This window comes from Citrobacter sp. Cpo103, from assembly GCF_030332605.1.
Taxonomy (GTDB): Bacteria; Pseudomonadota; Gammaproteobacteria; order Enterobacterales; family Enterobacteriaceae; genus Citrobacter; species Citrobacter portucalensis.
Genome location: NZ_JAOWHO010000029.1, coordinates 552395 through 564829, shown reverse-complemented (window position 1 = coordinate 564829; position 12435 = coordinate 552395). Strand labels below are relative to the sequence as shown.

11 protein-coding genes and 1 pseudogene are annotated in these 12435 nt (G+C 36.8%); 1 reads left to right on the top strand and 11 read right to left on the bottom strand.

The features are described from left to right. Window positions 1-17 precede the first annotated feature (17 nt). On the bottom strand, window positions 18-1001 hold the full coding sequence (gene wzzB / locus OGX89_RS11315) for an LPS O-antigen chain length determinant protein WzzB (protein WP_063940466.1): 984 nt from the start codon (window positions 999-1001) through the stop codon (window positions 18-20). 204 nt (window positions 1002-1205) lie between these two features. Here wzzB and OGX89_RS11310 point away from each other — a divergent pair. Continuing rightward, a pseudogene (locus OGX89_RS11310) lies at window positions 1206-1454 on the top strand (protein CapI); the annotation flags it as partial. 60 nt (window positions 1455-1514) lie between these two features. On the opposite strand, the gene ugd reads toward OGX89_RS11310, so the two are convergent. The 10 genes from ugd to rfbA form a co-directional block, all read right to left on the bottom strand. Then, the gene (gene ugd, locus OGX89_RS11305) at window positions 1515-2681 is read right to left on the bottom strand and encodes a UDP-glucose 6-dehydrogenase (protein ID WP_125112542.1); all 1167 of its coding nucleotides are present in this window, start codon (window positions 2679-2681) and stop codon (window positions 1515-1517) included. A gap of 235 nt (window positions 2682-2916) precedes the next feature. Continuing rightward, window positions 2917-4323, bottom strand: a complete 1407-nt coding sequence (gene gnd, locus OGX89_RS11300; RefSeq protein WP_125112543.1) for an NADP-dependent phosphogluconate dehydrogenase — start codon at window positions 4321-4323, stop codon at window positions 2917-2919. A gap of 434 nt (window positions 4324-4757) precedes the next feature. Further along, window positions 4758-5534 carry a glycosyltransferase family protein gene (locus tag OGX89_RS11295; protein WP_125112544.1) on the bottom strand — a complete coding sequence of 259 codons (777 nt, stop codon included), beginning with the start codon at window positions 5532-5534 and terminating at the stop codon, window positions 4758-4760. Window positions 5535-5541: 7 nt separating this feature from the next. Beyond that, window positions 5542-6084: a dTDP-4-dehydrorhamnose 3,5-epimerase gene (gene rfbC / locus OGX89_RS11290; RefSeq protein WP_125112545.1), complete on the bottom strand. Its 543-nt coding sequence runs from the start codon at window positions 6082-6084 to the stop codon at window positions 5542-5544. Further along, entirely contained in the window at window positions 6071-7243 is a 1173-nt protein-coding gene (locus tag OGX89_RS11285; protein ID WP_125112546.1) for a glycosyltransferase, read from the bottom strand. Before OGX89_RS11285 ends, rfbC begins: the two co-directional genes overlap by 14 nt. Next, window positions 7233-8036, bottom strand: coding sequence for a glycosyltransferase (locus OGX89_RS11280; RefSeq protein ID WP_125112547.1), 804 nt, complete (start codon window positions 8034-8036; stop codon window positions 7233-7235). The genes OGX89_RS11285 and OGX89_RS11280 overlap by 11 nt, the downstream gene beginning before the upstream one ends. Continuing rightward, window positions 8002-9108: a hypothetical protein gene (locus OGX89_RS11275; protein ID WP_125112548.1), complete on the bottom strand. Its 1107-nt coding sequence runs from the start codon at window positions 9106-9108 to the stop codon at window positions 8002-8004. The genes OGX89_RS11280 and OGX89_RS11275 overlap by 35 nt, the downstream gene beginning before the upstream one ends. 11 nt (window positions 9109-9119) lie before the next feature. Beyond that, window positions 9120-10214 (bottom strand): UDP-galactopyranose mutase, encoded by a 1095-nt coding sequence (gene glf, locus OGX89_RS11270; protein WP_125112549.1) that lies wholly within the window; start codon window positions 10212-10214, stop codon window positions 9120-9122. Between the two features lie 13 nt (window positions 10215-10227). After that, on the bottom strand, window positions 10228-11457 hold the full coding sequence (locus OGX89_RS11265; protein ID WP_125112550.1) for a flippase: 1230 nt from the start codon (window positions 11455-11457) through the stop codon (window positions 10228-10230). Between the two features lie 110 nt (window positions 11458-11567). Beyond that, window positions 11568-12434: a glucose-1-phosphate thymidylyltransferase RfbA gene (rfbA, locus tag OGX89_RS11260; protein WP_125112551.1), complete on the bottom strand. Its 867-nt coding sequence runs from the start codon at window positions 12432-12434 to the stop codon at window positions 11568-11570. Window position 12435 lies beyond the last annotated feature (1 nt).

The window sequence follows — 12435 nt, the reverse complement described above, 5'->3', positions numbered from 1 at the left end:
TGTTGTCAGCTTTAGACTTACTCAGCTTTGGCTTTGTAACCACGCAGAGCATTTCGCCCCAGCACCACGCCTGCACCAATCATCCCACCAAGCAGAACCGCCAGCACGAGGGTAATCGCTTTTTTCGGGCTGTCACGACGAATCGGTAACGTTGGTTTCATCACATAGCGGTAGGCGTGTAACTCAGCCCCTTCAAGCTTAAGACTTTCGATATCCAACAGCTTTTGTTTGGTCTGGAAGTAGTTATCAGACAATATCAAAGGGCGTGTAGATTCGTGCTCAATCATGGACTTCAGGGCATCACTACCCAACAGGAACATACTGTCCTGCGTCACATCCTGCGTCTGCTGAATTTGCGGCTTAATCACCCCGGCCTGCTCGGCATAACGCAGCGCTTCCTGAATTTGCTTAATTCGCAGATCTTTTTGCTCCTGAGCGACCACTTCCTGAGTTTTCAGAGAGTCTTGCAACGTGGTTGTTTGCAACTTGATATTATCAACCAGGTCAAGCTCCAGCTCTTTAGCAACCTTTTCATCTGTTTGTTGAATGTATTCGGCGAGCTGACGCTGAGCGTCTTCTGGTGAGCTACCCACATAAGAAACCGCCAACGGCAGCGGTTGGCCTTTAACAGATTGTTCAATTGACAGTTTCTGTGGTTCTTCCTGATTATCAAGCGTTTCAGCCAATGCAGAGAGAGAAGTACTGAAACGACCAACCACGTTTGTCTGCAGTTCAGTAGCCTTGGGGGCGCTGACACCATACAACACATTGAGGGCGTTGTTATATGTGGCGATCTGACCAACATCCGGTTGAGTAATAATGGCTGTTGAGGTCCATTTCTCCTTAGCAACTGCCAGATAGCCCACAGCAAGCACTATGGCAATAACAATCGCGATAACGATTGTTACTTTCCCACGCCATAACTGTACCAGTAAATCAATCAGATCAATCTGTTCCGGATCGTGACTGCGCCCGGACATGTTGTTATCACTTACAGACATAGAAACCCTAGATAAGGAAAGACTTAAACTGGGATTAGTTTAGCTATAAATTGAGGCAATGCCATAGGATTAATGATAAAAAAATCAAATTGTTTCAGGGATTTTGATTGGTTTTTCAAACACTACTGGAATACGATACGTTTATAAAGTGGACTGATGCAGACACGCAATGGACGTAGAGACGCGCAAGCCCGCGGCCAGCATGCGCCCTATCCCGTTGACAATATCGGCAATAGTTAACTGGTTGATCTAATGGACTATATCCAGGCTCTGGAAGATGCACTGAGTATTGAAGCGAAGAAAAATATGCTACCGCTACAGCCAGGTGATGTTCTGGAAACCAGCGCGGACACTAAAGCACTGTATGAGGTAATTGGTTTTAAACCTGAAACCACGATAAAAGATAGGGTGAAGAACTTTGTTGGCTGGTACCGTGATTTCTACAAAGTTTGATTACTGGCCTGATTAAAATAAAAAAGGCCTTATATTAAGGCCTTTTTTATGGAGACGAGATTAATCACTACCAAACAAATCGCGGGTATATACTTTTTCTGCAACATCAGCTAATTCTGACACCATGCGGTTAGAAATAATAATGTCTGCTTCATTTTTGAACGTATTAAGATCACGCACTACCCGAGAGTGGAAAAATTCGTCCTCTTCTACGACAGGTTCGTAAATAATCACGGGCACGCCCTTTGCCTTAATGCGCTTCATGATGCCCTGAATGGATGATGCACGGAAATTATCGGAACCGCTTTTCATAATTAAACGGTATACGCCAACTACTTTAGGTTGACGGGCAAGAATAGAGTCTGCAATAAAGTCCTTACGCGTACGGTTAGCATCAACGATTGCGCCAATAATGTTATTCGGCACAGATGCATAATTCGCCAACAGCTGCTTAGTATCTTTCGGTAGACAGTAGCCGCCATAGCCGAATGACGGATTGTTGTAGTGATTACCGATACGCGGATCCAGGCACACTCCTTCAATAATCTGCCGTGAGTTCAGACCAAGGCTTTCGGCATAGCTATCCAGCTCGTTAAAGTAGGCCACACGTAACGCCAGATAGGTGTTAGCAAACAACTTGATGGCTTCGGCTTCAGTCGAGTCAGTAAATAAGGTCGGAATATCTTTCTTCACCGCCCCTTCCAGCAGCAACCCGGCAAAGCGCTCGGCACGTTCAGAATGTTCACCAATAACGATACGGGACGGATGCAGGTTGTCGTATAGAGCTTTACCCTCACGCAGGAATTCAGGGGAGAAGATGATATTATCTGTTCTATATTTTTGACGCATTGATTGAGTAAAACCGACAGGAACTGTCGATTTTATTATCATTATGGCATCTGGATTTATTTCAATAACATCCCGTATGACTGACTCGACACTGCTAGTATCAAAGTAATTAGTTTTAGGATCGTAGTCTGTTGGGGTTGCAATAATAACAAACTCTGCACTCTGATAAGCGTAGTATTTATCTAGTGTAGCTTCGAATTTTATATCTTTTGATTGCAGAAACTGTTCAATTTCTTGATCAACTATCGGAGATATCCTATTATTTAGCATCTCGACACGTGAGGGAACAATGTCCAGAGCAATGACCTTATGATGTTGGGCGATAAGAAGACTATTTGACAGACCAACATACCCAGTACCAGAAATGGTGATTTTCATTTCATGCTCTCAGTATTATCTTAATATTTAATCATGATGCCGTACATCTTGATAAGAGGATAATGTTTTAACTTTTTTTTGAATATCATGTCAACGAAGGTTAAAACAATTAAGATTTTCTTTATCAGATTACGCCAGGAATATTAAGAAAAGATTAAGCAATCAACTTAAATCAATAGAATTTGAGGTAAAAAAAAGCCCGGTCAAAAAACCGGGCTAGTGTACGTCAGAAGACTTACTCCATCCATTCGGTGTGGAATACACCTTCTTTATCTGTGCGTTTATACGTATGTGCACCAAAGTAGTCACGCTGGGCCTGGATCAGGTTAGCCGGCAGTACCGCAGAACGGTAGCTGTCGTAGTAGGCTACCGCTGCTGAGAAGGTCGGTACCGGAATACCGTTCTGCACAGCATAAGCCACTACATCACGCAGCGCTTGCTGATATTCATCAGCGATATTTTTAAAGTACGGAGCCAGCAGCAGGTTCGCGATGCCTTTGTTTTCAGCATACGCGTCAGTAATTTTCTGCAGGAACTGCGCACGAATGATGCAGCCCGCGCGGAAAATCTTCGCGATTTCGCCGTAGTTCAGATCCCAGTTGTACTCGTCAGACGCCGCACGCAGCTGAGAGAAGCCCTGTGCGTAGGAGACGATCTTGCCCAGGTACAGCGCGCGACGGACTTTCTCAATGAACTCGGCTTTATCGCCAGCCAGTTTAGCCTGCGGGCCGGACAGCACTTTAGATGCCGCAACGCGCTGGTCTTTCAAAGAAGAGATGTAGCGCGCGAATACAGACTCAGTGATCAGCGACAGCGGTTCGCCCAGATCCAGAGAGCTCTGGCTGGTCCATTTACCGGTGCCTTTGTTCGCCGCTTCGTCAAGGATCACATCAACCAAGTATTTACCGTCTTCATCTTTTTTGGTGAAGATGTCTTTAGTGATGTCGATCAGGTAACTGCTCAGCTCGCCTTCATTCCACTCGGTGAAGGTGGTAGCCAGCTCTTCGTTAGACAGGTTCAGGCCGCCTTTCAGCAGGGAATAAGCTTCAGCAATCAGCTGCATGTCGCCGTATTCAATACCGTTATGCACCATCTTCACATAGTGACCTGCACCATCAGCGCCGATGTAGGTTACGCACGGTTCACCATCTTCGGCAACAGCGGCAATCTTGGTCAGAATAGGCGCAACCAGCTCATACGCTTCTTTCTGGCCACCAGGCATGATAGATGGTCCTTTCAGAGCGCCCTCTTCACCGCCAGACACGCCGGTACCGATGAAGTTAAAACCTTCTGCGGACAGTTCACGGTTACGACGGATAGTGTCCTGAAAGAAGGTGTTACCACCATCAATAATGATGTCGCCTTTGTCCAGGTACGGCTTCAGGGAATCGATAGCAGCATCAGTTCCCGCCCCAGCTTTCACCATTAACAGGATACGACGTGGGGTTTCAAGAGACTCGACGAACTCTTTCACCGTGTAATAGGGAACCAGTTTCTTACCCGGATTCTCGGCAACAACTTCTTCAGTTTTTTCGCGGGAGCGGTTGAAGATGGAGACGGTATAACCACGGCTTTCGATGTTGAGCGCCAGGTTGCGCCCCATCACTGCCATACCGACGACGCCGATCTGTTGCTTGGACATTACATACTCCTGTCAGGTGTGGTACTGCGATACTTAACGCAGCTCAATATAGTATTAAAATAGCTCAGGATATGGAAATTAAATAACTAATTTTTTATACAGCAGATTAATATAGGAAGGACATAGTTCAATTTCATATCATTTGTATAAAAAATTTCAATTCTCTTTGCAAATGCCCTATAATGATTTCTTCAGATGAAATTATCAAAGCATCACTTACACATAGAAACTTTAAGAAACTTAAATGAAAAAAGCTGTAGATATTTAATTTCATTAATAGTCTATATATTTTAGACTATAGGCATAGTACTATTTAAATGAATCCACATGGAATAAAGACATAAGATAAAGCACTAAAATCGATGTAAACCACAATATAACCTCGTTATGAATCATTAAGATTAAGTCAATTACTAATAATCATACATAAACAGTTATATTATTGATATGGTCTTTTTATTTTTTAAAAAAAGATAAATGAATATACTTTTTATGTGCCATACAAAATTTTTTGAGAAAAATGAACGACTCGCTCTCTGTGCCAAATGAATAGCATAGTAATCAGTCAAGCAAGCTAATTGAATACCATTCGATTTAGCCCTATAGCAAATGTCAATATCTTCACAATACATAAAGTAGCGTTGATTAAACCCTTTAAGCTTCGAAAACAAAGGTGCAGTAAAGATCAAAAAAGAACCAGCAGCCCAATCGGCAGAAGATATACCATCTGAAATAGTTCTAAGAGTTACAGCATTTCTCTTTCCTAAAAAAAATGACTTTAGGAAATCAATAAAAACAGGAAAATTCCTAATCGATTCATCTCTCAGTGTTTTGTTTTCATCCAAATATAATGGAATAGTACATAATTGATGATTATCACGTTGCATTATAGAAACCAAGTCTAATATGGTAGTGCCATCCACAATAATATCCGGATTTATTACACAAAAGTAATCATCTCTATCAATTCCTATTTTATCACTTATATATTTAAACACATAGTTATTATTATGACCGAACCCTAACCCATAATCGCCATCATCAATAATAATGATATTTTTATTAAGGCGAAGCTTCGTTAATTTCCCTTTTGATAGTTGTCGATTATTTTTAATAATTACCGTTGCAACTTTAGATATTTCATCAAGAAGTGATGTACTAGATAGAATATCCTCATGCCCATGAGATATAATAGAAACAAATATAGTCATCTAACTATTAAACCTCTAATAACTCTTTAACAAGTAAACCATTACTATCTTTTTCAGAGATAATCAAATCATTTTCTGAAATAGGCCATTCAATATTAATCAAAGGATCATTCCAAATTAAACAGCATTCATCCGAAGGATTATAATACTCTGAACACTTGTATGAAAAATAAACACGTTCAGATAATGTTAAAAAACCATGGGCAAATCCAGGTGGTATCCATAATTGTTTATGTGTTTCTCCATCCAAATAAAAACCTTCCCAACCCAAATAAGTGCTAGAGTTTTTGCGCAGATCAATAATAACATCATAAATAGAACCTGACATCACTTGAATTAATTTACCTTGCGGGTTATGTTTTTGAAAATGCATCCCCCTTAGAACATTTTTAAATGAAAATGAAATATTATCCTGAACAAAATGATGGGAACCGAGAATATCCTCATATTTTCGGCGATTAAAGCTCTCCAAAAAGAAACCGCGTGTATCATGATAAACTTTCGGAGTTATTAGTTTAACATCATTAAGGGTACATTCAACTACGTCCATTATTTTTCCTTAAAAAGTAATCATCTAGAGATGAAAACAAATTATTATGGCCTTCAACGAATTTAGCACTAGTAAAAATTTGCTCAAACGATGTTTTTGCATTTTTGTTAAACCTATTATAATATATTTTATCTGAGCTTAACTTTTTAAGTAGATTACTTAACTCACCTTTTTCCAAATTAAATGGAATTGCAGCCTGAGTAAGATCGCATAATTTTTTATTACCACCTATAAAGGAAACTGCAACGGGACGTGATAAAGAAAGACATTCAAGTGGTAGTAAATCAAAGTATGTATGACGATTAGGAATCACAACAATATCGCAGGCATAAATCAATTCATTGATATCTGTTCTCCAACCATAATTCTTATAATTAGTCCTTTCCTCCTTTGTAATAGGACCAATACCAGCGGATATAAATAGAATATTTTCATTTTTCGTTAACTCTAACTCATCATAAAAATAATCATAACCTTTATGATAATTATATCTACCAAAAAAACCAACAACAAATTTATCACGTGGGATATCTAAACGTTCCCTGATCTCATTTTGCGGTATATCACACATCAATGGTGGTAAACCTGTTGTGACCTCAAACAATTTATGTTCATAGCTAACCTTTATGTCGGAATAGGATTCCAACCCTTCTTTCGCAGCGACAACTATAAAATCAGCAAGATAAAATATCCGATTCTCAAGATAACTCATTATTCTGAAATAGACAAATCTAAATAATAACGCGCCGTATTTTGCTTCAATATCATCCAGAGTTTCAACAGTATAGCTAACAGGGCCATGGGGCATAAAACCTATTTTCACTTTATCTTTCTTATAGCGTTTCAATATACGAGCGGCAACAGGGGCAGAGTGACATAAAACATATTTATAGTTATTAACGTTACCTTCCCCTGCAGTTGCTTTTAATCCAAGCAACGAGATTATATATTTAATACATAATAAATTTTTTAGCAAAAAATGAGGGATATTTTTTATTTTATTGTAAGAGGTATTACTTCTAATTTTACTTTCATTACTGTCATCGACAATGAAATTAGCATGAATGGATTTAGATGACTGATGAAGATTATAAAGATATCCTGCTGGCCCACCGCCGGGCCTTATACCCGAACAAAGGTGAAATATTTTATGCTCCATTTTTTTTTCCTCTCCTCTTGATTAAACTATATATTGTTCTTATATATGGATGTACACGTAAGATACCTAGCAAATATTTATAGTTATGTGTAAGCAAAAACTCCGAGAATAAAAAAGCACTTATTTGACAATAATTTTCTTTCGACTTAGATAGATCAGTTATTTGTAACTCATGACGACGGTAAGAATACAGTCGTTCAACCATATTCATAAATATAATTTTATTATCTCTAGCAAGCCTAATAAATAACTCATGATCTTCTGACATTAGCCCATATTTATAACCACCAACCGACATTAATATACTTTTCTTGCACATGATTGAAGCATGCACTATCGGATTTTTGTATGGTAGACAATTTCTTATAGACTCATTATCAGTGATTGATTTAAACTGTCTATTAGGCAGTTCTTCATCGTCTGGACCAATAAACTTACATGCAGTTCCCAATAATGAAATCGATTGATTTTCATTTAGAATAGAATATTGTTTTTCTAACCGATCAAAAGAACATATATCATCACCATCCATTCTGGCAATATACTCTGCCTTTGCTATGTTTATGCCATAATTTAATGCAAACGCAAATCCACCTAGTTTTGTACGATGTAGAACAATTCGTTTATCCATCTGTTCATATAATTTTAGCTCAGAAAACAAGTCATCATCACAACCGTTAGCAATAATTATAAACTCAAAATCTGTAAAAGATTGATTTAAAATACTATTTATTGCCTTATGTAAATAAGGAGTATACTTATTTATAGCCATTACAACTGATACTTTCGGCATTTAAGACCACCGTATTTTGTTTATACCAAATAAGGAAAAAAATAAAACACCAATAGATTGCGTAGGTGGGAGTAGAAAGCTTCAACAAAACAACGTTTATCAATAAAAAATCTTTAATTGAAAATTTGAGAATAAACATAAAAGTAACCAAATTAACAATCAAACCAACAACAATCCCATATAACGTAAAATTCGCGCCCCAAAATGTTAGATCGTATAATCCCTGATAATACAGTGGAAATGATTGGTTATAACCAACCAAACCATATCCAAACAACCATTTAAATCCTAAAAACAAATTTTTAATAGTATCTAGCTTTGTATTATTACTACCATCATCGCCACTTACAAACTGAATGTAACGCTCATGAATATTATCTTTAAAAAGAAAGATAACAATAAAACAAATAACACATGGAACAATTAAATTTCTTTTATTTTTGATAAAAAGACAACTTAAGAGTATAGCCTGGATGACTGCGATAAATGAAAAAGATAAAAACAAACTTGCTAATGTGACTGAAATTAAACCTGAGAACTTCCTTTCTTGCATATAAAGCATAACAAGTAACGCAACCATATGTAGAGAATATACTGCAGGCTCATCAAAAAATCCTGCAGCTCGAAACAGCTCTCCCCAATAAAAACGCCCCCCCAAGCCACCACTTAATAAATTGTAGTCAATCACATAATGAAAGAAATAATAGGAAACAAATTGTATATAAAAAGCCAGAAGATTTATAACGATAACAAATTTTATAGCGCTACTAAAAACATTATGATTAATTGAATTATCTTTATAAAACATGACTGCCATAAACATTCCAATCAATGACAGACATACATTATTAATAACCCTTGAATTATATATATCAAGAAAATAGCCAGACAAGCCAGCCATAGATATAATAAAAACCCCAAAGCTAGCGATTAAAAAATTCTTCCTATGAACAACTGGCTTTTTTAACAGAAAAAGACATAATGTTATCAATGGAATGGTTAACCAACTGATTATCACTCCCAATTTACTGGTTAATGCCACACCAGAAAATAACAAGTATAAATAGTTCATATGATGGCTTTTTAGTGATTTTTATTAATATAATTCAACGCGGATTTAATCACTTGATGCATATCATAATACTTATACTCTGCTAGGCGACCGCCAAAATGAACATTCTTTTCTTGCGAGGCTAACTCTCTGTAACGGGCAAAGAGCTCCATATTTTTCTTATCATTTATAGGGTAATACGCATCATCACCTCTCTTCCATTCAACAGGGTATTCCTTCGTAATAATAGTATGAGGGGTGTCTACATAATCAAAATGCTTGTGCTCAATAATTCTTGTATAGGGGATAGTACTCTCCGTATAGTTTATAACAGCATTCCCTTGGTGATTTTCAACGTTAAGTTCAGTATGTTCGAATTTTAGAGAACGATACTCTAATTCACCATGAGCATAATCGAAATACTCATCAATAGCACCAGTATAAATAATATTATTTGCTATTTTATTATACTCATTTTTATTTCTTAAATAATCTACACCTAATTCAACTTTAATACCATCCAGAAGTCCTTTGAAAATTTCCGTATAACCTCCAATTGGAATACCTTGATATCGATCTGAAAAATAATTGTTATCAAATGAAAATCTAACTGGCAGACGGCTAATAATAAAAGGTGGTAGTGTGGTTGCCTTACGCCCCCACTGTTTCTCAGTATAGCCCTTAATTAAAATGTTATATATATCCTCACCCACTAAAGATATAGCTTTCTCTTCTAAATTCGAAGGCGTCTTACCTAACAGTTTTGCACGCTGTTCATTAATAACCTCCATCGCCTCATGCGGTGTTTTTACCCCCCACAGTTGATAGAATGTATTCATGTTAAACGGTAAGTTATATAACTTATCTTTATGTATTGCTATTGGTGCATTAGTAAATCTATTGAAATCAGCATATTGGTTAACATAATCCCAAATCAACTTATCATTTGTATGAAAAATATGAGCTCCATATTTATGAACTTGTATGCCCTTTATATTATCAGTAAATGCATTTCCACCAATATGCTCTCTCTTCTCCAGAACTAAGACTTTTTTCCCTTTTTTATGTAATTCCCTAGCGCATACAGCACCATAGAAACCAGCTCCAACTATCAAATAATCATACATATGGCTTTACCTTTTAGATTAGATTTATTTTCTTCTTTTTTAAGAAAAAATACATCATTATTGTTACAAAAGACTCTGTTAGTAGCAGTGAAATGGCAGCGCCATTTTCTTGATAAAAATAAACAAGTGGAAAAATTATTGTAATGTTCATTACCCCGCTATAAATTAGAATCCTTCCAAATTCTTTTTTATAGCCATGAGTCAACATGGTTTGCACTCCAAATACATTACTTATAGCAACAATAAAGGGAATAAATGCCATCCATCTCAACACAGATACTGAATTTATATAACTACTACCAGCTACAATTTGAATGATTGGAGATGCAAAAAAGAATAAACATAAAGAACAAAAAAATGAAATACCACAAAAATATTTAAAAGTCTTTTTTATTAATTGCAATGCATTATTATAGTTATTACTAATCATAAAACATATTCGAGGATAGATTGCCTGGGCTATAGGATTTAATAATCCTTGAGTAGCACCTCGAATAGTATTCGCCGCATTATAGTAACCTACCGCAATGGGACTAATCATGGCTCCCAAGATTATTGCCGTGCTCGTTGTATATAAACTTATTGCTGATGTAGATACAAAAAGATGCCATCCATCAGTTAGACATTTTTTAATAATTAAAAAATCAAAATCAAAACCAGAAATCCATTTACCTCTAGCTATAATATATATTGAAATAAGTCCAGATAAAAACACTGCACAACTTTGAATTAGTGCAGCAATCCAAACATCACCCATATCTCTGACAAATACAAATGTCATTGGTATAACTATTATTCTAGCCAGTAAGGTAGAGATTGTAATCCACTTCATTTCTTCTATACCTTGAAAAAACCATACTGGATAAATTACATTCCCAATAATCAAAGGTAAAAAAGCAATAATCACAATAAAATTCTGATTAAAAATATCAAAAAGCATGCATATTACAAATAATAGAATTACTGAAATTATCGCCAATAGAGACTTTGCCCAAAAAAAACCCCAGAATAACTTTGTAAGAACAATTGTGTTATTTTTATTTTTTGCAACTGTTTCTGTTGCTGTCCAATTAAAACCGTACTCAATAAACAATATGAAATATTGAATAGTAGCTTGAAAAAAACCAAATAACCCGAAAGACACTGGACCTAATACCCTGAGCAAATACGGGAATGTTATCAGTGGAATAAGATAATTCCCGCCCTGCACAATAAAAAGGTAAAAAATATTTTTTTTCAACACTTGATTATACCTTTTTATTAACTATCAGCAATAAAAAACACAGCAATTAATATAATGATGATTTTGTCTATTCATATAATTTACATATCCAAATATATAAAAACTATCTTTTACAACAATGATAGATATATGCCATATGCGCTTTTACCAAATTTTGAAGCAGCCATGTCTAACTGTTCCTTTGTAATATAACCTTTTCTGTAAGAAATCTCTTCTAAACAAGCGACTTTGAGCCCTTGACGCTCTTCTATTGTAGCAATAAAATTACTTGCCGCGATTAAACTCTGATGAGTACCCGTATCCAACCAAGCATACCCCCGTCCCATCATTGCAACAGATAATCTTCCCTGTTCCATATAAATTCGGTTAATGTCGGTAATTTCAAGCTCACCACGTGCAGAAGGTTTTAAGTTCTTTGCCATTTCAACAACATCGTTGTCATAGAAATACAACCCGGTTACTGCATAATTACTTTTCGGTTCGAGTGGCTTTTCTTCAAGGCTAACTGCTGTACCACTTTTATCGAACTCAACTACACCGTAACGTTCAGGATCGTTGACATGGTAGGCAAATACTGTTGCACCGCTTTCTTTATTTACGGCAGTATCCATTAATTTTGGTAAGTCATGTCCGTAAAAAATGTTGTCACCCAGAACCAGAGCACAATCATCATTACCGATAAACTCTTCACCAATAATAAATGCCTGGGCTAGGCCATCCGGCGTCGGTTGTACTTTATATTGTAAATTTAGTCCCCACTGGCTACCGTCACCCAATAACTGTTCAAATCGTGGGGTATCCTGAGGAGTACTAATAATCAAGATGTCTCGAATCCCTGCCAACATTAGCGTCGAAAGCGGATAATAGATCATTGGTTTATCATAAATCGGCAGCAGTTGCTTGCTTACAGCCATAGTGACAGGATAAAGACGAGTACCTGATCCCCCAGCTAAAATAATCCCTTTACGCGTTTTCATT